This window comes from Streptomyces sp. NBC_01478, assembly GCF_036227225.1.
GTDB lineage: Bacteria > Actinomycetota > Actinomycetes > Streptomycetales > Streptomycetaceae > Streptomyces.
On the sequence record NZ_CP109444.1, the window covers coordinates 2,159,894 to 2,182,711 of the forward strand.

19 protein-coding genes are annotated in these 22,818 nt (G+C 72.2%); 8 read left to right on the top strand and 11 right to left on the bottom strand.

Annotated elements, in window-relative coordinates; all coding sequences use genetic code 11:
- Positions 1 to 56 precede the first annotated feature (56 nt).
- Complete coding sequence (locus OG223_RS09730) at positions 57 to 1,529, top strand: GNAT family N-acetyltransferase (RefSeq protein ID WP_329245264.1); 1,473 nt, start codon at positions 57 to 59, stop codon at positions 1,527 to 1,529.
- Here the strand turns inward: OG223_RS09730 and OG223_RS09735 are convergent.
- Positions 1,498 to 2,745 (bottom strand): trans-sulfuration enzyme family protein, encoded by a 1,248-nt coding sequence (locus OG223_RS09735; protein ID WP_329245266.1) that lies wholly within the window; start codon positions 2,743 to 2,745, stop codon positions 1,498 to 1,500. The genes OG223_RS09730 and OG223_RS09735 overlap by 32 nt on opposite strands.
- Before the next feature lie 60 nt (positions 2,746 to 2,805).
- On the opposite strand from OG223_RS09735, the gene OG223_RS09740 reads away from it, so the two are divergent.
- Positions 2,806 to 3,300 (top strand): Lrp/AsnC family transcriptional regulator, encoded by a 495-nt coding sequence (locus OG223_RS09740; RefSeq protein ID WP_329245269.1) that lies wholly within the window; start codon positions 2,806 to 2,808, stop codon positions 3,298 to 3,300.
- 33 nt (positions 3,301 to 3,333) lie between these two features.
- Positions 3,334 to 5,025: a DUF885 domain-containing protein gene (locus OG223_RS09745; protein WP_329245272.1), complete on the top strand. Its 1,692-nt coding sequence runs from the start codon at positions 3,334 to 3,336 to the stop codon at positions 5,023 to 5,025.
- 368 nt (positions 5,026 to 5,393) lie between these two features.
- Here OG223_RS09745 and OG223_RS09750 read toward each other — a convergent pair whose 3' ends face one another.
- Entirely contained in the window at positions 5,394 to 5,912 is a 519-nt protein-coding gene (locus OG223_RS09750; protein WP_329245274.1) for an immunity 21 family protein, read from the bottom strand.
- A 119-nt stretch (positions 5,913 to 6,031) separates the two neighbouring features.
- A complete protein-coding gene (locus OG223_RS09755) occupies positions 6,032 to 6,511 on the bottom strand; it encodes a rhodanese-like domain-containing protein (protein WP_329245276.1) in 480 nt (159 codons plus the stop codon).
- Between the two features lie 152 nt (positions 6,512 to 6,663).
- Here OG223_RS09755 and OG223_RS09760 point away from each other — a divergent pair, with 152 nt between their 5' ends.
- Positions 6,664 to 7,119: an Lrp/AsnC family transcriptional regulator gene (locus tag OG223_RS09760; protein ID WP_329245279.1), complete on the top strand. Its 456-nt coding sequence runs from the start codon at positions 6,664 to 6,666 to the stop codon at positions 7,117 to 7,119.
- A gap of 11 nt (positions 7,120 to 7,130) precedes the next feature.
- Here OG223_RS09760 and OG223_RS09765 read toward each other — a convergent pair whose 3' ends face one another.
- The 4 genes from OG223_RS09765 to OG223_RS09780 form a co-directional block, all read right to left on the bottom strand.
- Positions 7,131 to 10,121, bottom strand: coding sequence for an SMC family ATPase (locus tag OG223_RS09765; protein WP_329245282.1), 2,991 nt, complete (start codon positions 10,119 to 10,121; stop codon positions 7,131 to 7,133).
- Between the two features lie 31 nt (positions 10,122 to 10,152).
- Positions 10,153 to 11,316, bottom strand: a complete 1,164-nt coding sequence (locus tag OG223_RS09770; RefSeq protein ID WP_329245284.1) for an exonuclease SbcCD subunit D — start codon at positions 11,314 to 11,316, stop codon at positions 10,153 to 10,155.
- Positions 11,317 to 11,429: 113 nt separating this feature from the next.
- Entirely contained in the window at positions 11,430 to 11,729 is a 300-nt protein-coding gene (locus OG223_RS09775) for a hypothetical protein (RefSeq protein WP_329245287.1), read from the bottom strand.
- Entirely contained in the window at positions 11,726 to 12,217 is a 492-nt protein-coding gene (locus tag OG223_RS09780; protein ID WP_329245290.1) for a serine hydrolase domain-containing protein, read from the bottom strand. Before OG223_RS09780 ends, OG223_RS09775 begins: the two co-directional genes overlap by 4 nt.
- A gap of 643 nt (positions 12,218 to 12,860) precedes the next feature.
- Here OG223_RS09780 and OG223_RS09785 point away from each other — a divergent pair.
- On the top strand, positions 12,861 to 14,741 hold the full coding sequence (locus tag OG223_RS09785) for a protein kinase domain-containing protein (protein WP_329245292.1): 1,881 nt from the start codon (positions 12,861 to 12,863) through the stop codon (positions 14,739 to 14,741).
- 7 nt (positions 14,742 to 14,748) lie between these two features.
- On the opposite strand, the gene OG223_RS09790 is transcribed toward OG223_RS09785, so the two are convergent.
- Positions 14,749 to 15,375: a YigZ family protein gene (locus OG223_RS09790; protein ID WP_329245296.1), complete on the bottom strand. Its 627-nt coding sequence runs from the start codon at positions 15,373 to 15,375 to the stop codon at positions 14,749 to 14,751.
- 125 nt (positions 15,376 to 15,500) lie between these two features.
- Between OG223_RS09790 and OG223_RS09795 the strand changes: the two genes are divergently transcribed.
- Positions 15,501 to 17,486, top strand: coding sequence for an amino acid transporter (locus tag OG223_RS09795; RefSeq protein ID WP_329245299.1), 1,986 nt, complete (start codon positions 15,501 to 15,503; stop codon positions 17,484 to 17,486).
- A gap of 5 nt (positions 17,487 to 17,491) precedes the next feature.
- Positions 17,492 to 18,319: an SDR family oxidoreductase gene (locus tag OG223_RS09800; protein WP_329245300.1), complete on the top strand. Its 828-nt coding sequence runs from the start codon at positions 17,492 to 17,494 to the stop codon at positions 18,317 to 18,319.
- 13 nt (positions 18,320 to 18,332) lie between these two features.
- On the opposite strand, the gene OG223_RS09805 is transcribed toward OG223_RS09800, so the two are convergent.
- Both OG223_RS09805 and OG223_RS09810 read right to left on the bottom strand, forming a co-directional pair.
- Positions 18,333 to 18,878, bottom strand: coding sequence for a SixA phosphatase family protein (locus tag OG223_RS09805; RefSeq protein WP_329245303.1), 546 nt, complete (start codon positions 18,876 to 18,878; stop codon positions 18,333 to 18,335).
- Positions 18,875 to 19,639, bottom strand: a complete 765-nt coding sequence (locus tag OG223_RS09810) for a hypothetical protein (RefSeq protein ID WP_329245306.1) — start codon at positions 19,637 to 19,639, stop codon at positions 18,875 to 18,877. Before OG223_RS09810 ends, OG223_RS09805 begins: the two co-directional genes overlap by 4 nt.
- A 178-nt stretch (positions 19,640 to 19,817) precedes the next feature.
- On the opposite strand from OG223_RS09810, the gene OG223_RS09815 reads away from it, so the two are divergent.
- A complete protein-coding gene (locus OG223_RS09815) occupies positions 19,818 to 20,609 on the top strand; it encodes a carboxypeptidase regulatory-like domain-containing protein (protein WP_329245308.1) in 792 nt (263 codons plus the stop codon).
- A 194-nt stretch (positions 20,610 to 20,803) separates the two neighbouring features.
- Here OG223_RS09815 and OG223_RS09820 read toward each other — a convergent pair whose 3' ends face one another.
- On the bottom strand, positions 20,804 to 22,762 hold the full coding sequence (locus tag OG223_RS09820; RefSeq protein WP_329245310.1) for a hypothetical protein: 1,959 nt from the start codon (positions 22,760 to 22,762) through the stop codon (positions 20,804 to 20,806).
- Positions 22,763 to 22,818: the final 56 nt, after the last annotated feature.

A 22,818-nucleotide genomic window follows, 5' to 3' on the forward strand; every position in this document is an offset into this window, starting at 1 on the left:
AGAGCGTTCGTGATCACGCAACACCCTTCCTTCACAGTGGATGCATGAGTCGAGACATGTCTGATGTGACGCGCGCGAAGCACGGGCGTCCGGTGCACCACTGGCGGCGGGACCTGGTGGAGCTGGCCGCGCTGTTCACGGCGGTCGCGGTGGCGGACGTCGTGGCGAATCTGGTGGGGCACGGGCCCGGCGGTCCGGTGCTGCTGGCGATCTCCGCGCTGGCGCTGATCGCCACGGCGGGGTTCCACACATGGTGGTCACGCCGCCACGGTCATGCGCCGCCGACGAGTGATACCGGTGCCCGGCCGGCCGCGACCGTGCGGCGGACCGGGCCCTCCGAATCGGAGCCCCCGTCCGAGTCCAGGTACGAGTCCGAGTCCGAGCAGTCGGCCGCGACGCCCGACGCCGTCGCCGAACCCGCCGCGCTGTGGCGGATGCGGACGACGGTGCAGGACGCGCCGGGATCGCTGGCGGTGCTGTGCACGGCGCTGGCCGGCCGGCAGGTCGACATCCTGAGCCTGCAGACGCATCCGCTGGCCGAGGGCACGGTGGACGAGTTCCTGCTGCGGGCACCGGGTGAGGTCCCGGCGTCCGAGATCACCCGGTTGGTGGCGTCGGCCGGTGGTTCGAGCACCTGGATCGAGCGGGCCGACGCCCACGATCTGGTGGACGCGCCGACCCGCGTCCTGGGTCTGGCCACGCGGACGGCCCTGGACGCGGCGGAACTGCCGCTGGCGCTACGGCAGTTGCTGGGCCGGTGCACCATCCGTTCGCTGCCCGCCAACGTTGTCGCCGGCAAGGGGCGCGAGCCGGAGTCGGTGCCGGTGGAGGGGTCGTTGGAGGACACGGTCATGCGGCTGCGGGCGCCGGAAGGCGGAGTGATCACAGTGGAGCGGCCGTATCTGCCGTTCACGCCCACCGAGTTCGCCCGGGCGCGGGCGCTGGTCGAGCTGGACGCCCGGCTCGGTCCGCGCATCCCGCGCAGCCAGGACGTACTGACGCTGCCCGAGGGCAACGCGATCACCGTGCGGCGCGCGGACACAGGTGATGTCGACGCGGCGAGGGAGATGCACGAGCGGTGCTCGGCGCGGACGCTGGGCATGCGGTATCACGGGCCGGTCGGTGACGCCGACCGCTATCTCAACCACCTGCTCTCCCCGCGCTACGGGCGGACGCTAGCCGTACAGACGGCCTCGGGACGGATCGTCGGACTCGGGCACCTGCTGTGGGACGGGGACGAGACCGAGGTCGCGTTGCTCGTCGAGGACGACTGGCAACGGCGGGGGATCGGGAGCGAGTTGCTGGGCCGGCTGGTGGGGATGGCTGTCGAGGCCGGGTGCGAGAGCGTGTATGCCGTGACGCAGGCGTCCAACACGGGGATGGTCGCGGCGATGCGGGGGCTTGAGCTGCCGCTGGACTATCAGATCGAGGAGGGGACGTTGGTGGTCACGGCTCGGCTGGGTGCGCGCAAGGCGGAGGCCGAGGGTGCCGTCGAAATCACGGAGTTCGGGAAGGCCGAAGCGCCGTAGTCAGTGCGGTTTCCTTGGCGGGTGCGGGTTCGCTGTGGCTGGTCGCGCAGTTCCCCGCGCCCCTGGGGAGGGGCGCAAGCGCCCCGTCCACATCTGTCCACAGGTCCTCTACGTCCTCCAAACCCACCGACAGTCTCAGTAGGCCGTCGCTCACGCCCGCGCCCCTCCTGTTCTCCGCGTCCATCACCCGGTGGCTGATGGACGCGGGATGCTGGATGAGGGTGTCCACGCTGCCGAGGCTTACCGCTGGAGTGATCAGGCGGACTCCCGCGATGACCTCGTGGGGGTCACCGTGGGGCTCGAAGGCGATCATCGCGCCGCCGATGCGCGGGTAGTGGACGCGGGCCACGCGCGGGTCGGCGGCGAGGCGGCGGGCAAGTTCGGCGGCGGTCGCGGAAGCGGCCCGTACCCGGATCGGCAGGGTCGCGAGGCCGCGCAGCAACAGATAGCCGGCCAGCGGATGCAGTACGCCGCCGGTCGCGAAGCGGACCTGGCGCAGTCGCCCGGCGAACTCCTCGTCGCAGGCCACCACTCCCCCCATCACATCGCCGTGCCCGCCGAGGTACTTGGTGGCGCTGTGCAGGACGAGGCGTGCGCCGTGTTCGGCGGGGCGTTGCAGGACCGGGGTGGCGAAGGTGTTGTCGGCGAGGAGCGGGACCGAGCCGCAGGAGTGGGCGACCGCGCGCAGATCGAGTTCGGCCAGGGTCGGGTTGGCCGGGGACTCGACGACGACCAGGCCCGTGTCCGGGCGCAGCGCGTCGGCGATCCCGGCCGGATCGGTCCAGGTCACCTCGGTGCCGAGCAGCCCGGCGGTGAGGAGGTGGTCACTGCTGCCGTAGAGGGGTCGTACCGCCACCACGTGCCGCAACCCCGTCGCGGCCCGCGCGAGCAGGACCGCGGTCAGGGCCGCCATGCCGCTGGCGAACGCCACCGCGCTCTCGGTGCCTTCGAGGCGGGCGAGGGCGGTCTCGAAGCGGGCGACGGTCGGGTTGCCGACGCGGCCGTAGACCGGCGGGCCGTCGGGTTCGGCGCCGGTGGCGGTGAAGGCGTCGACGCGGGCGGCCTCGGCACGGCTGTCGTACGACGGGTAGGTGGTCGACAGGTCGATCGGCGGGGCGTGCAGGCCCTGCCGGGCGAGGTCGTCGCGGCCGGCGTGCACGGCTTCGGTGGCCAGGGCGCGCGGGGGCGGGGAGGTGTGCAGGCTCGCTGAGTCCATGGACCGAAGGGTGAACAATCACCGGCCGCCACGGTCAGAGGCCCGTGTTACGTTCGGCCGATGAGCGAAAACGTCGTACTGGATCCGGTTGATCTGCATCTGCTGCGGTTGCTGCAGAACGACGCACGGGCGACGTATCGCGAGCTCGCGGCGCAGGTCGGGGTCGCGCCGTCGACCTGTCTGGACCGGGTGGCGCGGCTGCGCCGGGCCGGTGTGATCCTCGGGCATCAACTGCGGCTCGATCCGGCCAAGTTGGGACGCGGCCTGGAGGCGCTGCTGTCGGTGCAGGTCAGGCCGCATCGGCGGGAGTTGGTGGGGCCGTTCGTGGAGCGGATCCGGGCCCTGCCGGAGTCGCGGACCGTGTTCCATCTGACCGGTCCCGACGACTATCTCGTCCATGTGGCCGTCGCGGACATGGCCGATCTGCAGCGGCTGGTCCTGGACGAGTTCACGTCACGGCGCGAAGTGGCCCGGGTGGAGACCCGGTTGATCTTCCAGCAGTGGGACTGCGGGCCCTTGCTGCCGCTTGCCACGCCCGTAGCTGAATCGGGGTGACGGGAAGAAGTTCGGCGTATGAGGATGGTCCCCATGTCGCAGACCAACACCCCGCTGCCCCGGCAGGTGGCCGACGCCTACGTCGACGACCTCATCGCCCTCGACCCGGTCACCGGAACGTATCTCGGCGTGAAGGAGAGTTCGAGCAGGCTGACCGACCTCTCGCCCGCGGGTCAGGAGGCCCTCGCGGAGCTTCAGCGGGCGACGCTCACGAAGCTCGACGAGGCCGAGCTCCGGCCCGGAGCGGACGCTGACATCGAGCGCCGCTGCGCCCGCCTGCTGCGCGAACGACTCACCGCCCAACTCGCCGTGCACGAGGCCGAGGAGGGCCTCCGCGCGGTCGGCAACTTGCACACGCCCGCGCACGCGGTGCGCGAGGTGTTCACCCTGACGCCGACAGGGACCGACGAGGACTGGGCGGCGATCGCCGAACGGCTGCGCGCGGTGCCCACCGCGCTGGCCGGCTACCGCGAGTCCCTCCAACTCGGCCTGGACCGCAAGCTGTTCGCGGGCCCGCGCCCGACGGCCACCTTCATCGGCCAGCTCACCGAGTGGTCGGACACGGACGGCCAGGGACGCGGCTGGTACGAGGACTTCGCCTCGGCCGGTCCCGACTCCCTGCGCTCCGAGCTGGACGAGGCCGCGAGCGCGGCGACCGCCGCGCTGGTGGAGCTGCGCGACTGGATGCGGGACGTGTACGCGCCCGCGATCGAGGGCGCGCCGAACACGGTGGGCCGTGAGCGGTACGTGCGCTGGGCGCGCTATTTCAACGGCACGGAGCTCGACCTCGACGAGGCGTACGCGTACGGCTGGTCCGAGTACCACCGGCTGCTCGCCGAGATGAAGCGGGAGGCCGAGAAGATCCTGCCCGGCGCCGAGACCCCGTGGGTGGCACTGGCGCACCTCGACGAGGACGGCCGGCACATCGAGGGCGTCGACGAGGTCCGCGTCTGGCTCCAGGGCCTGATGGACAAGGCGATCGAGGAACTGGACGGCACCCACTTCGAACTCGCCGAGCGGGTACGGCGGGTGGAGTCGCACATCGCGCCCCCGGGCAGCGCGGCGGCACCGTACTACACCTCCCCCTCGTCGGACTTCTCGCGGCCGGGCCGCACCTGGCTGCCGACGATGGGGCAGACCCGGTTCCCGGTCTACGACCTCGTCTCGACCTGGTACCACGAGGGCGTCCCCGGCCATCACCTCCAACTCGCCCAGTGGGCGCACGTCGCCGACGACCTGTCCCGCTACCAGGCCTCCGTCGGCATGGTCAGCGCCAACGCCGAGGGCTGGGCGCTGTACGCGGAGCAACTGATGGACGAACTGGGCTTCCTGGGCGACGCGGAGGAGCGACTCGGCTTCCTCGACGGGCAGATGATGCGGGCCACCCGGATCATCGTCGACATCGGCATGCACCTGGAGCTGGAGATTCCGGCGGACTCGCCGTTCCACCCCGGTGAGCGGTGGACGCCGGAGCTGGCCCAGGAGTTCTTCGGGGCGCACAGCAGCCGGCCGGCGGACTTCGTGGAGAGCGAACTGACCCGCTATCTCACGATCCCGGGCCAGGCCATCGGCTACAAACTCGGCCAGCGGGCCTGGCTGTTGGGCCGGGAGAACGCGCGGCAGCGGCACGGCGACGCCTTCGACCTGAAGGCGTGGCACATGGCCGCATTGTCGCAGGGTTCACTGGGGTTGGACGACCTGGTGGACGAGCTGTCGCAGTTGTGACGCCCATCTGACGCACGTGAGTGACATGTCGGCGGCCGGGTCCGGGAGTTGAGGACCCGGCCGCCGCTTGCGTCTGAGGCCAGGGACGAAGTCCCGCAAGCCGTCCGCCAGTTCCGGGGCACGGTCGCCGCCTGCATCCGGCGCCGGAGCCCCTCAACCGCCCGCCGGTTCCCAGGCGCGACCAACACCTGCATCCCGACACCGGTGCCGAACGCCCTTCAACCACACGCCCGTTCCACGAAATAACAGCAGCCCGCCACCGGCGCCGAAGTCCCGTGCCCCGCACGGCAGTTCCAGGACGCGACCGGCACCCGCATCCGCCACCGAGTGCCGACGCCCTGTCCCACCCCGCCCCGCCGCGCTACCCGTCAGCCAGAAAGCCTTCGCAGTTGGACCAGTCCGAGCCAGGTCTCCGGGCCCGGTTGGGCCTGACCCGCGCGGACCGTGTAGCGGCCCGGTTCCAGGTCTACCTTCAGGTGTTCCGTGCCTTCCGAGTCGCGTCCGGGCCAGGCCGAGTCGAAGAGGACGAGCGGTCCGGGTACGTGCCACTCCACCTCGTTCTCCCAGATCGCGCAGGCGAGCGCGGCGGGCACGCCGGCCAGTGCCTCGTCCTCGGAGTTCGCGGCGCACCACCGTACGAACGTGCCGTGTTCCGGCAGGAAGGCGGTCGACGCGGGATCCTCGCCGAGGACCAGCGCCGCGCTGTCGCCCACGGGCAGCAGGCCGGCGTATCCACCGACCTCGCACGCCCGGTCGTAGTCCGAGGCGAGTTCGTCACCGTCGGCTCCCGTCCAGAACGGCAACACCGTCTCCGGCACCGCTATGAGCGGCCCGCCGCCCGACTCCACCCACTGCACCGCCGTTCCCGGCTCCGCGTATCGCGCCATGGGCAGAACCTAACGCACAGCCATCCCACATGTTCGCGGTTCGGGAGACCCGCGTGTCCGGGCGGCCTGCACGCGAACTCGCCTGCCGGGGCGCCCAGTTGAAGGACGGCGCGCGGGATTCAGCAGCCGCAGTCGCCCGCCGCGACCGGCGCCGTCAACGAATCGACCACACCTCGCTCACGCCCCTCCCACGTCTCGAACTCGAAGCCCTCACGCACCCAGTACTCGAAACCCCCGAGCATCTCCTTGACCTGGTACCCGAGTTCGGCGAGCGCGAGGGCGGCGCGGGTGGCGCCGTTGCAGCCCGGGCCCCAGCAATACGTCACGACCGGCACGGACTTGTCGAGGAGAGCCTCGGCCTGTGCGGGGACGAGCGCGGTGGGGAGGTGGACCGCCCCGGGGATGTGCCCCTGGTCCCAGGACTCGGTGGACCGTGAGTCGAGGACGACGAAGCCGGGATCGCCGCCGGCCGCGAGCGCGGCGGCCACGTCGGAGACGTCGGCGTGGAAGGCGAGGCTCGCACGGAAGTGGGCGACGGCTGCCGCGGGCGCGGCGGGGGCGACCCGCAGTACGGGGTTGACGGCGGTGATGCTGCTCATGGTCCGGCCTTTCACGAGGTGAAACGGGGTGCCGCAAAGCGTCACGAGGTGTCCCTACGGCCAGAAATCTACGGTCGCCGCCCCGCTCCCTGAAGGGACGATCCCCGCCGTTCCCCTTGATCCGCCGGGGATTCCCCTGCTATTCCTCAGGGATGACCGCGCATTCCCCTTACTCCCCGGACGCCACCGACTGGCGCATCCTCGACGTCCTCCAGCGGGAGGGCCGGACCGGCTTCGCCGAGCTGGCGCGTGCCGTCTCCATGTCCGCGAGCGCGGTCACCGAGCGGGTGCGGCGGCTGGAGGAGGCCGGGGTGATCCAGGGGTACGCGGCGGTCGTGGACCCGGAGCGACTGGGCCTGCCGATCCTGGCGTTCGTGCGGCTGCGCTATCCGAACGGCAACTACAAACCCTTCCACGACCTGGTCGCGGTGACGCCGGAGATCCTGGAGGCGCATCACATCACGGGCGACGACTGCTTCATGATCAAGGTCGCGGCCCGTTCGATGCGCCACCTGGAGGAGGTCTCGGGGAAGATCGGCGCCCTGGGATCGGTCACCACCAGCGTCGTCTACTCCTCACCGCTCCCCCGCCGACCGCTGGGCCACTGACCTCGCAGACCTCACTGCCCCCGCTGCCGTACGGCCGACCCGTCCCGCCCCTTCACGACCTCCAACTGCGCGTGGATGCGCCGCCGCAGATCGGCGACATGGCTGACGATGCCGACGCTGCGGTCCCGTTCGCGCAGGGAGTCGAGGACGTCGAGGACCTCGTCGAGGGTCTGCTCGTCGAGGCTGCCGAAGCCCTCGTCGATGAAAAGGGTGTCGAGCCGGACCCCGCCGGCCTCGTCGGTGACCACGTCCGCGAGCCCGAGTGCGAGGGCGAGCGAGGCGAAGAACGTCTCGCCGCCGGACAGCGTCGCCGTGTCCCGCTCCCGCCCGGTCCACGCGTCGACGACATGCAGCCCCAGTCCGCTACGGCCGCGCCCGGCCCGGTCGTCGGAGTGGACGAGGGTGTAGCGGCCGGACGACATGCGCTGCAGCCGTACGGTCGCCGCCGCGGCCACCTGTTCCAGCCGGGCCGCGAGGACGTACGACTCCAGGCGCATCCGGCGTTCGTTGTCGGCCGAGGTGCCCGCGGTGAGGGCGGCGAGGCGGGCCACCCGGTCGTACTCCTCGCGCAGCGGCGCCAGTTGACGTGCCCCGGCGGCCGATCGGGCGGAGAGCCGGTCGAGTTCGGCGCAGCGCCGGGCCGCCGCGTCGGACGTGGAGGCGGCGTCACGGGTCCGCTGCACGGCCGCGGTGGCGGTGCGCTGCGCCAGGTCGAGGTCGGCGGGGGCCTGTCGCGCGGCTGCCGCCGTGTCGGCCTCCGCGAGGACGGCCTGGACGGCGGCCTCCTCCGACTGCCAGGCGTCCAGGCGCCGTTGGAGCTCGCGATGGGCGGTGTCGTCGAGGAGGGCGGCGGCAGCGGCCTGCGGGGTGTCGAACCCGGCGCGGAAGGCGGCGTCGGCGAGCCGGGCGTCGGCGTCCTTGAGGCGCTGCGCGGTGTCCTCGGCGATACGGACGGCGTCGGCGGCGTCGGTGAGCAGCGCGGCCTGCCGCTCCAACTGGGCGGCACGCGTGGCCACACTGTCGGCGGTGCCCCGCGAGTGCGTCAACTCCCCTTCCAGGGCGGCCTGTTCGCGTTCCAGGCTGTCGCGGAGGGTCGTACGGGAAGCGGCTCGGACCGCGGCCTGCTGCTGGATCTCGGTCCGTCGGACGTGCTCCTGCTCGGCCCGGCGCAGTTCCTCGGTGGCGGGGTGCAGCCAGGACGCGTCCCGCCGCGCCTGCTCGTAGAGCTGCCCCAACTCCGCGACCTCGTCGGCGAGTCGACCGGTCGGCGCGTCACCCGCCTCGGCGGTGGCGGCGGCGAGGGCTTCCCGTACGACGCCCAGGCGGCGCTCGGCCTCGGTGCGCTGTTCCTCGGCGCGCTGGTGGGCGGTGAGGGCCTGCTCCTCCGCCGCGCGGTCGACGTGCCCGGCGGATTTACGGGCGGGGGCGGGGTGTTCGGTGGCCCCGCAGACGGCGCAGGGTTCGCCGTCGGTGAGGTGGGCGGCGAGTTCGGCGGCGATGCCGCTCAGCCGCTGTTCCTTGAGGTCGAGCCAGTGGGCGCGGGCCGTCAGGGCACGGTCGGCCGAGGCGAGCACCTGCCGCTGGGCGTCCTCGGTGTCACCGGCGAACTCGTCCCGCTGCCGGGCCGCCCCGAGCCGTCGCTCGGCGGGTTCGCGCCGGACGCCGAGCTGTTCGGCCCGGGTGGTGGCCTCCTGCGCCGACTCGATCCGTGCCTGAAGTCCCGCGCGGGTCGTGTCCCACTCGGCGAGCCAGGCCTCGGCCTCCTGTCGGACGTCCTCGTCGGCGCGCTCCTGCCGGTCCAACTCGGCACGCTCCACGCCGAGTTCGGTGAGTCGTTGCTCGGCGCGACGGGCCGACTCGAGTCCGCCCAGCTCCTCGGCGGCCCGGCGGGCGGCGGCGGCGAGTCCGGCCGCGCCGGCGTCCGCGAAGGTGTCCGGCAGCAGGTGCCGCGCGCGTGCCTCGGCCCGGGTGGCGTCCCGGTGCTCGGCGTCGGCGGCGTCCCGCAGGTCCAGCGCCGGCGCCACCGCCTCCGCCTTCCGGGCCCGCTCCATCCGCGCCTGCGCCTGCCGGTAGCCGTCGGCCCGCTCCGCCATGAGCGCGGCCCGCTCCCGCGCCTGCGCGAACCGCTGTTGCAGGCGCGCCAGTTCGCGTACGTCGGCCAGCTCGCGGTCGGCGGCGGCCTGGGCGGACTCGGCGGCGGCGAGGCGGCTGTGCGCGACGGCGAGTTGTTCGCGCGCGGTGCTGCGGGCGACGGCCGCCGCGCTCAACACCGCGTCGGCGAGGCCCGGTTCGCCCGGGGCGAGGTCGGGCAGCTCCATGGCGTCGCCGGCCGCCTGCTGCATGCGGTGCGCGTCGGCGAGCAACTCGGCATCGCCCTCGCGGACTTGGGACTCGGTGGCCCGGCGCCGCTCGGCGAGCCGCTTCTCGACCTCGGCGAAGCGGTGGGTGTCGAAGAGCCGGCCGAGCAGCTTGCCGCGCGCCTCGGCGTCCGAGCGCAGGAAACGTGCGAACTCGCCCTGGGGCAGCAGCACGACCTGGCAGAACTGCTCCCTGCTCATCCCGAGGAGCTGGGTGATCTCCTCGCCGATCTCCTGGTGCGAGCGGCTGAGGTCCTTCCAGACGGCGGTCGTCGCGTCGTACTCGCGCAGCCAGCTCTGTGCCTTGTCCAGGGTGCTGCCGGTGCCGCGTTTCTTGGGGCGCTCCCAGGGCGGCTGCCGGGTGAGCTCCAACCGCCGCCCGGCGACGGTCAGTTCGAGCCGCACCTCGGTGCGCGTGCCGGCCTCCGCGTGGTCGCTGCGCAGGGACATGCCCTGGCCGGACTGACGGACGCCGGGCACCGAGCCGTAGAGCGCGTAGCACACGGCGTCGAGGACGGAGGTCTTGCCGGCGCCGGTGGGCCCGTGCAGGAGGAAGAGCCCGGCGGAGGAGAGTTCGTCGAAGTCGACGGTCTGGGAACCGCCGAAGGGGCCGAAGGCGGTGATGTCGAGCCGATGCAGCCTCATCGCACACCCTCTCCTGCCGAGGGCCGCGCGCTCACGGCGCCACCTCCCGTACGACCGAGTCCGCGCGCACCGCGTCGAACGCCTCCTGGAGCACGGTCTGTTCGTCCTCGTCGGGCCCGGCGCCGCGCACATGGGCCACGAAGTCGTCGGCGATCTCACGGTCGTCGCGGCCCGCGAGACGCCGGGCGTAGGACACGTCGGGGTCGTCGGCGGTCCGCTCGGGGGCGAAGACGAGGCTGAGCGTGTGTGGGAAGCGCTCGGTGAGCCGGGCCATCGGGTCGGCCGGGCGCACCGGGTCGGTGAGCGTCGCCTCGACCCATGCCTCCTCGTGCCGCGCGAGGGCGGGATCGTCGAGCAGGTTCTCCAACGCGCCCCGGATCCGGGCCAGTTCGCGCGGTACCGGGCAGTCGAGGCGCTCGGCGGTGACGGCTCCGTCGGCGGCGAGGTCGATGAGCCACATGCTCTTGCGGTGGTCGGCCTCGGAGAAGGAGTACGGGAGGGGGGAGCCCGAGTAGCGGACGCGTTCGGTGATCGTCTGGGAGCCGTGCAGATGCCCGAGGGCCACGTAGTCGACGCCGTCGAAGACCCCGGCCGGTACGGCGGCGACTCCGCCGACGGTGATGTCCCGCTCGCTGTCGCTGGCCTCGCCGCCGGTGACGAAGGCATGCGCGAGGACCACGGAACGGGTACCGGGCGCGCGGCCGGCCAGGTCGGCGCGGACGCGCTCCATCGCGGCGGCCAGCACGGCCTCGTGCCCGGCCTTCTCCACCCCGAACTCGGCCTTCACCAGGGCGGGTTCGAGATACGGCAGTCCGTAGAAGGCGACGTCGCCGAACGCGTCCGGGATCACCACGGGCGTCCCGCAGGCCGCCGGCTCGGTCCGCAGGTGGATGCCCGCCCGGTCGATCAGACCGGCGCCGACGCCGAGGCGGCGGGCCGAGTCGTGGTTCCCGGAGATCATCACCGTGGGCACGCCCAGGTCGGCGAGCCGGTGCAGGGTGTCGTCGAACAGCTCGACCGCTGCCAGCGGGGGCACCGCCCGGTCGTACACGTCTCCCGACACGACCACCGCGTCCACGGCGTGCTCGCGCACGGTGGTGACGAGGTGGCTCACGAAGTCGGCCTGGGCGGCGAGCATGTTCACGCGGTGGAACGCCCGGCCCAGGTGCCAGTCGGAGGTGTGCAGCAGTTTCATGGAGCCACCACGCTAGCGCCTGTGGGCCCCCTGCTTCACCACGGCCACACACTCGCCCCCGCCCCGACGAACGGAACGCCGGGAATATCCCCTATGTCATCGCCGAACATGCTTTATGTCATCGCCTGGTACACGAGGTTCCGCACCTGGCGGCGCAGCGGCGTCCGGTGCTTGCCCCAGGTGACGACCTGGGTGCAGAAGACCGCCGTGACCCCGTCGACCGGGTCCACGAAGAAGTGGGTGTTCGCGGCACCGGACCAGCCGAACTCCCCCTTGTTGCCGAACGAGCCCGCGCCCACCGGATCCATGACGACGTAGAACCCCAGCCCGAAGCCGCAGCCGCGCTGCTCGTCCTCGGGGTACAGCCCGAAGGAGTCGAGGTCGGCGCCGCCGGGCAGATGGTTGGCCGTCATGTGCGCGAGGGTCCGGGGGGGCCGAGCAGCCGCTCGCCGTCCAGTTCGCCGCCGCGTACGAGCATGGCCGCGAACCGGTGATAGTCCTCCAGGGTCGACACCAGTCCGGGGACCCCGCTGCCGGACGGGAACCGCGCGGGCTCGCGGAAGGTGGGCCGCAGTTCCTGGTTCACGACGAGCCGGCCCGACGCGGGGTCCGGGCTGTACACCTCGGCGAGGTCCGGCAGCCGCTCGGGCGCGAACGTCGTGTCGGTCATCCCGAGCGGGCCGAGCACGTGCGTCTCGACGAAGGTGTCCAGGCTCTCGCCGCCGACGACCTCGATGATCCGGCCCAGGACGTCGGCGCCCAGGGAGTAGTTCCAGGCGGTGCCCGGCTCGAACAGCAGCGGCAGGGCGCCCACGTCGGCGCACATCTGCCGCAGTGTCGCGCCCGGCAGCGGCAGCACGTCCTGGCCGGCCTGCCGGTACAGCGCGTCCACCGGGTTCATGTGGGTCCTGAGCCTTCGCGGTACCGGACGAAGCGCTGCCTCCACCACCGCAGACGGTGGTCAGGAGCGCGAGCCCGGCGGCACCGGCCGTGGCTGTGAGAGCGAGACGCGAGCGGGTCATCTGAACCTCCGGCGTTGAGGCGTCGAATGGGAACGCGGGGTTCACCGGGCGTGGGGACGGAGGCCACCGCCGTGGGGGCCGCTCCGCTGCGTGAGTCCGCGGGAAGTCGGGCGGCAGGACGATCACGCCATGAGCGAGTGTCCCTAAATGTGCCGCTTCAGGGAAGTACGTAGGCGAATCTGCCGTTCGGCCCACTCTTGTGGAGTCCGGGCCGGGCAAGGGGTACGAAGTGGGCTCATTATTCGGTCGGCCGTTCCGATCCCCGCACGACATCAGTCCGCTGAACGGACCGTCGCACGGAAACGGCGTCCCCCGGGCCTCTCCGTGAGCGGTCGGGTACCGGCGGCCGGGTCCCGTCCTCCCCCGCGGCCGGAAAACCCCAACTCCCTTGTCGCACACATGTGCTGCGCTAATCTCACGTCACACGCACCACGCGAGAGACACAGGGTCCCCATGCCAGGCGAGTACCGCGGTCGGTCCGAAACGATGGCCTATGCGGCAGCGGGGATGGAACCGCCTCCCGTGGTCCCGTTGCGGAAGAACGACCCCCGGCAGGCGGGCCCGTACCGGCTGCTGTCGGTGCTCGGCAGCGGTGGGATGGGCCGCGTCTATCTCGGCCGCGACGCCACCGGCGCCACCGGCCCGGCCGCCGTGAAGGTGATCCGGCCCGAGTACGCGGAGGACCCGCTCTTCCGCCGGCGCTTCGAGCGCGAGGTCGGCGCGCTGGACAGCATCCGAGGGGCGCACATCGTACGGCTGCTGGGCAGCGGCTGTGACGAGGATCTGGTCTGGGTCGCCACCGAGTACATACCCGGGCCCACCCTCGCGGAGCTGGTCGACGCGCGCGGGCCGGTCGACGCGGCGGCGGCCTGGCGGTTGCTGGCCGACGTGGGACGGGCGATCGAGGCGATCTGGCGTGCGGGGATCGTGCACCGCGACCTCAAGCCGTCCAACGTCATCCTGGGTGCCGACGGCGCCCGCGTCATCGACTTCGGTGTCGTCCAGGCCGGCGACGGCACCTCGATCACCGTCACCGGCCAGAACGTGGGCACCCCCGCCTACATGTCCCCCGAGCAGGTCCGCGGCCGGGAGGTGACCGCCGCCTCCGACATCTTCTCGCTGGCCTCCATGCTCACCTACGCCGTCGCCGGGGAGGCGCCGTTCGGCGAGGGCACGGGCGTCGACGTGCTGCACCGGGTGGCGTTCGACGCGCCCCGGGAGGACGTCCTGGAGAAGGTCGCGGGCGTCGACGCGGAACTGGCCGCGTTCATCCACACCTGCCTGGACAAGGACCCCGAGCTGCGGCCTTCGCCCGAGGCGGTGTTCAGGACGGCCATCGGACACCAGTTGTCCGCCCCGGTCGGCGATCCGCCCCGGGTCCCCGAACGGCCCGACGCCCGTCCCTCCGTGGCGCCCCCGGCCCCGCCCACTCCTCCCGCCGTGCCCGGGAAACACGCGAGCTCCCCCGGAAGACGCGTGAACACCCTTGGAAAACGCGGGAAGTTGATCGCGGGTGCCGTCGCCGCGGCGGCCGTGCTCGTCGCCGGCAGCATCACCGCGACCGTGCTCCTGCTGCGGCCCGACGACCCCGGGGCGCCGCCCGGCGCCCGGGCGGACGCACCCCCGGCATCCGCCGTACCGGACAACTCGCCCTCGGCACGGGGCAGTTCACCGAGTACGGCGGCGACGAAGCCCGGGGCGCCGCAGAGCCCGTCGCGCGCGCCGGCCACCCAAGACCCCGCGAGCCTCGACATCCGGCTCGCCTCCTGTGTCACCGAACTCGTCTCGGGCTCCCACGGCGACTGCGTCAAGGCGCTCCAACTCCTGCTCGGCGGCCACGGGTTGCACGTCACGGTCGACGGCGAGTTCGGGCAAGCCACGGCCGACGCGCTGAAGGCCTTCCAGACGGAGGCCGGAACCACCGCCGACGGAACGGTCGACGCTCAGACCGCGACACTGCTGTACGGCACACCGCGCGGGCCGGTCCGGACCGGTTCGGTGACCGTCACCGAGAGCGTCCACGCCGTCGATGTCGCCCGGTGTCTCGACGCCCACGTCAGCGCCGTACAGGTGTGGGCGTGCAACGGCACGGCACCCCAGAAGTGGGCGCTGTTCCCCGTGCCCGGGCACGACTCCCAGTATCTGGTGGTCAATCAGGGCAGCCACGACTGCCTGGACGCCGACGCCGGTACGGCCGGCCAGAACTTTTCGAAGATCCGGGCCAGGAGCTGCGACGGGCTGAGCGCGCAGCGGTGGCAACTGGGCGGCGCCGGGACCCTGGTCAGTGTCCCGGACGGTTTCTGTCTGGACGCGGAGGCCTCCGAGTCGGGGCAGAACGGTCAGACGGTGCAGACCTTCGGCTGCGCGGGCAGCTCCAACCAGGTCTGGAAATGGGCCTCTTGACGGTTCGTCAGGCGTCGCCGTACGCCTCGCCGCCCAGCTCCAGTTGCGCCGTCCCCGCGGTCGCATCGGCCAACCACCCCCGGAACGCGTCCACTTCGGCGTCCGGGAGGCCGATCTCGATCGTGACCGCCTCGCCGTAGCGGACGTCCCTGACCTCGCGGCCGGTGGCGCGCAGGTCGTTCTGGATCTTGCCCGCGCGCTGGTGGTCGACGGTCACCGTGGCGAGGCGGAAGCGGCGGCGGGTGATCGTGCCGAGGGTGTCGAGGGCCTCGCCGACCGAGCCGCCGTAGGCCCGGATGAGGCCGCCCGCGCCGAGCTTGACGCCGCCGTAGTAGCGGGTGACGACGGCGACGACGTACCGCATGTCGCGGCGGAGCAGCATCTGGAGCATGGGGACGCCCGCCGTGCCGCCGGGTTCGCCGTCGTCGCTCGCCTTCTGGATCGCGGCGTCGGCGCCGATGACGTAGGCGAAGCAGTTGTGGGTGGCGTCCGTGTGTTCCTTGCGGATGCGGGCGACGAAGGCCTGGGCCTCCTGTTCGGTGGCCGCCGGGGCGAGGGCGCACAGGAAGCGGGAGCGGTTGACCTCGGTCTCGTGCACGCCCGGGCGGGCCACTGTGCGGTACTCGTCCTGCATCCGGCCAGCCTATGCGCAGGGTCAGGGGTCGCCCCCGATCCGGGTGCGGGTGACGATGTGGTGGATACTCGCTCCTCGTTGCCCGGACCCCGGGCACGGTCGTCCGATCGCAGGGAGTTCTCAGCATGACCGGCGCGCAGGTGGAGCCTACGGAGAGCACGGAGTCCGGCGGTTCAGAGTCCGCCGCCGAGCGCTGCCGGACCTGGCTCCTGGACGGTCTGAGCGAGCAGAGCGCCCGGCACCCGGGCCCGCACGCCACCCCGAACCCGGAGCACGAGGGTCACCGCTGGTGGCGGGTCATGTGCCTGACCGGCGTCGACTACTTCTCCACGCTCGGCTACCAGCCGGGTATCGCCGCGCTCGCCGCCGGGCTGCTCTCCCCGCTGGCGACGGTCGTCCTGATCGGGCTGACGCTGCTCGGGGCGCTGCCGGTCTACCGGCGGGTGGCGCACGAGAGCCCGCACGGCGAGGGGTCGATCGCCATGCTGGAGCGGCTGCTGCCGTGGTGGTCGGGGAAGATCTTCGTCCTGGTGCTGCTGGGCTTCGCGGCGACGGACTTCATGATCACGGTCACCCTGTCGGCGGCGGACGCGGCGGCACACGTCGTGGAGAACCCGTTCGCGCCGGGCTGGATGCACGGCGGCAACACCTGGATCACGCTCGTACTCGTCGGCGCGCTGGGCGCGGTCTTCCTCAAGGGGTTCCGGGAGGCCATCGGCATCGCCGTGGTGCTGGTGGGCGTGTATCTCTCGCTCAACGTGGTGGTCCTCGCGGTGTCCGCCTGGGAGGTGCTGAGCCATCCGGTGAAGATCGGCGACTGGACGGACGCGATGACGGCCGCGCACTCCTCGCCGCTCGCGATGGTCGGGGTCGCGCTGCTCGTGTTCCCGAAACTCGCGCTCGGCATGTCCGGCTTTGAGACCGGTGTGGCGGTGATGCCGCAGGTCAAGGGCGATCCGACGGACACCTGGGAGAAGCCGACGGGCCGCATCCGCGAGACCCGCAGGCTGCTCACCACGGCTGCCGTGATCATGTCGTGCTTCCTCCTCCTCTCCAGCCTGGCGACGACGATCCTGATCCCGCAGAGCGCGTTCAAGACGGGCGGCCCGGCGAACGGCCGCGCGCTCGCCTATCTCGCGCACGAGCACCTGGGCCAGGTCTTCGGCACGTTCTACGACGTCTCGACGATCGCGATCCTGTGGTTCGCGGGCGCGTCCGCGCTCGCCGGGCTGCTGAACCTCGTACCGCGCTATCTGCCGCGCTACGGCATGGCGCCGGAGTGGACGCGGGCGGTGCGCCCGCTGGTCCTCGTGTTCATGGTGACGGCCGTCCTGATCACCCTGTGGTTCCACGCGAGCGTCGACGCGCAGAGCGGCGCGTACGCGACCGGCGTCCTGGTGCTGATGCTCTCGGCGGCCTTCGCCTCCACGGTCACCGTGCACAAGCGGGGCCACCGCAAGGCCACGCTCGGGTTCGGCACGATCACCGCCGTGTTCGCGTACACCCTGGTCGCGAACGTCGTCGAACGGCCCGACGGCATCAAGATCGCGGGCATCTTCATCGTGCTGATCCTGGTGACGTCGTTCGGTTCGCGCATCCGCCGCGCCTTCGAACTCCGCGCCGCCGAGGTTACGTTCGACGACACGGCCGCCCGTTTCATCGACGAGGCGGCCCGCTCCGGCCCGCTGCGGCTGATCGCCAACGAGCCGCAGGAACACAGCAGTCGGGAGTACCGCGCCAAGGAGTACAGCCAGCGCGAGCACACCCACATACCGGACGGTGGCCCGGTGCTCTTCGTGGAGGTGATCGTCCGCGACTCCTCGGACTTCACCGCGGACATCGCCGTGCACGGCGACAACAAGTACGGGGTGCGGCGGCTCAGAGTCGAGGGCCCCACGGTGCCCAACTCGATCGCCGCGGTCCTGCTGGCCCTGCGGGACCGCACCGGCGAGGTCCCCCACGCCTACTTCGACTGGACCGAGGGCAACCCGGTCAGCCACCTGATCCGCTTCCTCGTCTTCGGCGACGGCGAGGTCGCACCGGTCACCCGCGAGGTACTGCGCCGCGCGGAACCGGACCGGCATCGGCGGCCCCGCGTCCACGTCGGCTGACCGCCGTGAGACTTCTGGTCGTCGGCGGCAGCGGCTTCCTGGGCACGGAACTCGTCCGCCGGGCCACGGCAGCGGGCTGGGACCTGGCGGCCACGTACTGCTCCTCCCGCCCCGGCAGCGCGCCCGGAGTCACCTGGCATCGCCTCGACCTCCGTGCCCCCGCCTGCCTCGACGAGCTGCTGACCGAGGTCGCCCCGGACGCGATCGTCAACGCCACCAGCGGACAGAGCGACTGGTCGGTCACCGCCGACGGCTCGATCCACGTGGCGATGGCCGCGGCACGCCACGGCTGCCGCCTGGTCCATGTCTCCAGCGACGCCGTGTTCTCCGGTTCCCGGATCTCCTACGACGAGTCGTGCCTGCCCGACCCGGTCACCCCGTACGGTGCGGCGAAGGCCGCCGCCGAGACCGCCGTGCGCCTCCTGGCACCGGCCGCCGCGGTAGCCCGCACCTCGCTGATCATCGGCGACGGTGGCTCCGCGCACGAGCGGATGGTCCACGACCTGGCCGCCGGGACCCGCGACGGCGTCCTGTTCACCGATGTCGTCCGCTGCCCGGTGCATGTCGATGACCTGGCCGCCGCCCTGCTCGAACTCGCCGTGTCCGACCGGGCCGGGATGTTCCACCTCGCCGGCCCGGACGCCCTCAGCCGTCACGAACTCGGGGTCCTCATCGCCCGGCGCGACGGACTCGACGCGGCCCGGCTGCCGGCCGGACGCCGGACGGGCACCGCCCTGCCCGGCGCCTTGGACGTCCGCCTGGTCGGCACCGCCACGCGGCGGCAGCTCCGGACCCGGCTGCGCGGCGCCCGGGAGTTCCTCCAAGTCCCTTAACCGCGGCCCGACTTCACGTCTTCTTGCCCCTCGGGACGATCAGGTCCGTCAGCAGGGCGGTGCCCGGGGCGAGGTCCTGCCAGGTGCTGCCGTGCCAGGCCAGGACCGCGATCGCCGAGGTCGGGTACTTCACCCGGACCTCGTCGAGCGCGTCGTCGAGACTGTCACCGGCGAGTTCGAGGACCAGTTCCTCCAGGCCGGGGTTGTGCCCGATCAGGAGCAACGTCTCGACCTCGGGCGGCACTTGGTGAACGGCGTCGAGGAGTTCCGGCACGTCGGCCGCGTACAGCTCCGGCTCGTACCGCACCGGCGGTGGGGTGCCCCACTCGGCGGACGCCAACTCCCAGGTCTGGCGCGCCCGTACGGCCGTGGAGCACAGGGCGAGGTCCGGCAGGGAGTCGGTCTCGGCGAGCGCGATGCCGGCCGCCGGGGCGTCGCGGCGCCCGCGTGGGGCGAGGGGGCGCCGGTGGTCGGGAACGCCCTCGGGCCAGGCGGACTTGGCGTGCCGCAGGACGACCAGGCGGCGCAGCGGGCGGGCTCCGAAACGGGCGGCGTTCACGCCAACGACCCGATGTCACGGGTGAGTTCGAGCCCGAGGAGCCGGTCCGCGTAGGCGTACGTCTCGAAGCGGGCGCCGTCGGGCACGTCGGGCCAGGTCTCCACCCGGCGCAGCACCCGCAGCACCTCGGGCACGTTCAGGTCGTCCTCCCAGGCGGTCCGCAGTTCAACGCGCACCTCGTCGGGCACCGGCCGCGAGGGCCTGCGCGCCCAGCCTGCGACCGACCCGCGCCAGTGCGCCAGCGTCTGCCGTGCCTCGTCCAGGGCCGCCGCGTCGAGGCGTAGCGGCAGGTCCCGGGGGTGCGAGAGCAGGGCGAGGCGGAGCGCGCCCGGGTCGGAGAGGTCGGGCGCGGCGGTCGTAGGCGAATCGGCGGGGGCCACGGCGACCAGGACTCCCCCGGGTGTCTCATCGGCCTCGGCCGCCACGTGGAGGACCTGGGCCTCGCCGAGTCCGGCGCCCAGGTCCGCGCCGTCCTCGAAGGGCCGTATGCCCAAGGCTCTTGCGGCGGCGCGGAGTTCGGCCTGTTCGTGGTCGCCGGTGAGGAGCGACCAGACGGGGGTGCCGCCGAGTTCCAGGGCGCGGACGAGGAGGTCGCTGACGAGGAGCACTCGTAGGGTCGTGGGGCCGAGGCCGGACGCGTGCGCCTCGACCCTGGTCAGGCCACGGCGGGCGGGGGCGGCTTCGACGGGCTCGCCGGTTCGGGCGTCGATGATGCGCAGCACGGCCTGAGCGTAGGCGGGCGGAGGGCCGTACGCATGCATGTTCGCTCTGTTCCGGCCGAGGTGGCGGGATTCACGCCGGTCTGTCCGGTACGACGAGGTGCGTGACCTGGCCTGCGTTCACCCGTTCGACCATCCCGCCTTTCGCGGAGACCGGTGGGGCGTGTGGGGTGGGAGCAGCCGAGCCGCATCGCACACGATTCGACCCCGGAGACTCCTGATGACCGACCGCCGCACGTTCCCCCACGGACACCCGTCGCCGATGCCGGTTCGACGGCGGCCGCCCCTCCTCCTGACCGCCGCGTTCCTCGCCGCTACCGCGCTTCTGCCGCCCGGCGTCGCCGCCGCCGCGCCGCTCCGCGCCGATGTTCTGGGCGGTGGCGTGACCATCGTGCCGGGGCGGTCCGGGCTGGTGGAGATCAGCGGGTACAAGGGTGCCGCCCTGCCGGCCGGGTCCTCGCTGCGGCTGACCGCGCCCGCCGGGGCCCGGGTCACGGGTATGCCGCTCGCCGACACGGCGCGGTTCCAGGGCTCGGTGACCGCCGACGGCGCGAGCGGCACGTACGTCTACGTCCGTGACTCGGGGGCCGGTTCGTCGAAGGACAGCGGCTATCCGTTCGCGCTCACCGTGGACGAACGGGCGGTGCCCGGGACACGGCTGCCGGGGTGTGCCGTCGTGCTGACCGACGCGGGTGGGGTCCGGCGCGCGTCCGGCGGGTGCACCGTGACCGTGGGCATGCCCGGGCCGACGCTGGGCGAACCGGCGGGCGGCACGTTCGTGTCCGGCGCGGCGCGGATCGCCGGGACCTCCTATCCGGGGGCGCGGGTGAGTGTCATGGACGCGGCCGAGCGCAAGGTGTGCGGGGGTGTCGCACGCGCCGACGGCACGTGGTCGTGCGTGCCGGACACCCCGCTGCCGGCGGGCGCCAACCGGCTGCACGCGAGCGCCGTGTTCAACGGGGTGTCGGCGGTCGGTGAGGACGTCGATTTCACGGTGACCGCGACCATCTGAGGACGAGCTGTCGGTGCGTTGTGTCTCGACTGCGGGCCCGGTGGGGGCTGAGCGCGCCCACGCGGCGGAGCCGCATATGGATACAGCCCCGCGCCCCTTAAAAGCACGCGTGGCCCAGCGGGTTTTTTAGGGGCGCGGGGAACTGCGCGACCAGCCCCCACCGGCCCCCGCAGCGAACGAACTACCTGATCGCGTCAGCCGGTCACCTGCACCACCGCCGTCGCCCCCGCCCGCACCGTCGGCGTCGCGTAGGTGTAGGTCACGCCGTGGACCGTCTTGGCGCGTACGTGCTGCGGGACGCCGTTGACCGTGATCTTTTTGTGCACGCCGGGGAAGCGGGCCTCCCAACTGTAGGAGCCCTTGCGGGAGTTGTTCGTCAGCGTGGTCTTCGTCGCGCCGTCGTGGCGGACGGTGACCGTGCCGGTGCCGATGGGGACGTCCGCCGCCTGGAGCCACTTCATGCCGGAGGGGAGCTGCGACTGGGTGGTCACCTTGTGGTCCGGCGCGTCCGGTGTGATGCCCATCAGGCCCTGGATGGTCTGGCTGACCAGGGTGAACGACACTTCGGGGTAGTCGCCGTCGGGGCCCTGGCTGGAGTTGACGTGCTGGGTCTCCCGCTCGCCGTAGATCTTCTTCATCCACTGCCAGGCGGTGTCGGGGCGGTTGTTCTTGAAGAACATGTCGGGGAGGTAGGTCGTCGACTCGATGTTGGGCGAACCGTCCGGGCCGACTTCCTGCGCCTGGATGTAGTCGAGGTAGGCGTCGTTGCGCGGGCCGGGGTCGATGATCTGCTTCATCGGCATGAAGACGCTGTTCTCCTTGCCCCAGCCGGTGACCGGGGTGCCGGAGGTCGTGTAGGCGCGGACCATGTCGGCCCCGCTGCCGGTGCCGCTCCAGTCGTCGTTGAAGTACGTCCTCAGCTCGGCGGCCCGCTTGTCGTACGTCCCGGCCAGCGCGGTGTCGCCCTTGCCGCGCGCGAGGACGGCCATCGCGAGGTACGCCTGGTACTCGGAGGCGATGCCGTCGCCGGCCTCGGCGAGACCGTCGCCGTCCTGTTCGTTGTAACTGGCGGCGCCCTGGAAGATGCCCTGGCCCGTGCCCTCGGCGACCTTGACCTTGCCGTTGTCCTTGGCGGAGTTGTGCAGGTCGATGAACTGCTCGGTGGCGTGCCGGTAGAAGTCCCACAGCACCGGGTCGTCGACGTATCTGCGGTCACCGGTCCACAGGTAGGCCTGGGCCGCCTTCTCGACGAGTTCGAAGGTGGCCGGCACCTCGCGGACGAAGTTGTCCGGGCTCTTGTAGTCGATGCTCAGATAGGTCTGGGCGTCGAAGTTGAGGGACCACACCGGGAAGTACTTGTGCTCGGCGGTGGCCGACGCCGCGTAGGACCGGAGCATCGTCTCGTTCTCGGCGTCGAGGCCGATGAGGTGGGCGCCGGCGAGCTGGTGGGTCATGTCGCGGGAGTAGTAGGCGCTGCGGTTGGCGTATCCGGCCCAGTAGGTGGGCTCGTACGTCGCGCTGCCGGTGCCGCCGGTCTGGTACTCGTCGACGTTGACCGGGCCCACCGTGCCGGGCAGTTGAACCCAGCTATTGGCCTTCTTCCGGGCCCAGCCGAACATCGCGACGACCTCGGGGTCGGACGAGGTCACCTTCGGGTCGGCGGGCGCGGCGGGCGAGATCATCAGGTCGTCGGCGTTGACCCAGGAGGTTCCGGAGCCGAATTCGATCTGCAGCCGGTCCCCGGTCTTCAGCCTGACGTCGCTGATGGTGTAGCGGGCGTAGCCGGGGTGCTGCGGCAGGGTGATCGTCTCGACGGTCTCGCCGTTGCGCCGGATCGTGTACGTGCCGCCGGTGCCGGCGCTGCCGATCCAGGCGGAGAAGTCGTAACTGCCGTTGCGGGGCGCGGTGATGGTGAGTTCGGCGCTCTTGCCGGCTCCGGAGTCGAGGTAGAGGAAGCGCTCGCCGCCGTGCCGGTTGCCGGTGCCGACGCCGGCGCCCGAGGTGAAGGTCCAGCCCGTGCCGCCGTTCTCGAACCCGGGGTCGGGGATGGCGAGTTGGGGGCGGGGGGCGGCGGACGCGGTGGCCGACAGAGCGGGAGCCATCGGGGCGAGCAGGGCAACAGCGGTGAGCAGCATGAGCCGTGAGGGCTTCATCGGGTCTCCCGGTCTTCGGTCACTGCGGGGTGGGGGCCGCGTGGTGGCCGGAAAGC

Bases quoted from the DNA above. Each gene is read 5' to 3' on its own strand.
- OG223_RS09730 (WP_329245264.1), top strand. From the start codon at position 57: ATGTCTGATGTGACGCGCGCGAAGCACGGGCGTCCGGTGCACCACTGG.
- OG223_RS09735 (WP_329245266.1), bottom strand. From the start codon at position 2,745: ATGGACTCAGCGAGCCTGCACACCTCCCCGCCCCCGCGCGCCCTGGCC.
- OG223_RS09740 (WP_329245269.1), top strand. From the start codon at position 2,806: ATGAGCGAAAACGTCGTACTGGATCCGGTTGATCTGCATCTGCTGCGG.
- OG223_RS09745 (WP_329245272.1), top strand. From the start codon at position 3,334: ATGTCGCAGACCAACACCCCGCTGCCCCGGCAGGTGGCCGACGCCTAC.
- OG223_RS09750 (WP_329245274.1), bottom strand. From the start codon at position 5,912: ATGGCGCGATACGCGGAGCCGGGAACGGCGGTGCAGTGGGTGGAGTCG.
- OG223_RS09755 (WP_329245276.1), bottom strand. From the start codon at position 6,511: ATGAGCAGCATCACCGCCGTCAACCCCGTACTGCGGGTCGCCCCCGCC.
- OG223_RS09760 (WP_329245279.1), top strand. From the start codon at position 6,664: ATGACCGCGCATTCCCCTTACTCCCCGGACGCCACCGACTGGCGCATC.
- OG223_RS09765 (WP_329245282.1), bottom strand. From the start codon at position 10,121: ATGAGGCTGCATCGGCTCGACATCACCGCCTTCGGCCCCTTCGGCGGT.
- OG223_RS09770 (WP_329245284.1), bottom strand. From the start codon at position 11,316: ATGAAACTGCTGCACACCTCCGACTGGCACCTGGGCCGGGCGTTCCAC.
- OG223_RS09775 (WP_329245287.1), bottom strand. From the start codon at position 11,729: ATGACGGCCAACCATCTGCCCGGCGGCGCCGACCTCGACTCCTTCGGG.
- OG223_RS09780 (WP_329245290.1), bottom strand. From the start codon at position 12,217: ATGAACCCGGTGGACGCGCTGTACCGGCAGGCCGGCCAGGACGTGCTG.
- OG223_RS09790 (WP_329245296.1), bottom strand. From the start codon at position 15,375: ATGCAGGACGAGTACCGCACAGTGGCCCGCCCGGGCGTGCACGAGACC.
- OG223_RS09795 (WP_329245299.1), top strand. From the start codon at position 15,501: ATGACCGGCGCGCAGGTGGAGCCTACGGAGAGCACGGAGTCCGGCGGT.
- OG223_RS09810 (WP_329245306.1), bottom strand. From the start codon at position 19,639: ATGCATGCGTACGGCCCTCCGCCCGCCTACGCTCAGGCCGTGCTGCGC.
- OG223_RS09815 (WP_329245308.1), top strand. From the start codon at position 19,818: ATGACCGACCGCCGCACGTTCCCCCACGGACACCCGTCGCCGATGCCG.
- OG223_RS09820 (WP_329245310.1), bottom strand. From the start codon at position 22,762: ATGAAGCCCTCACGGCTCATGCTGCTCACCGCTGTTGCCCTGCTCGCC.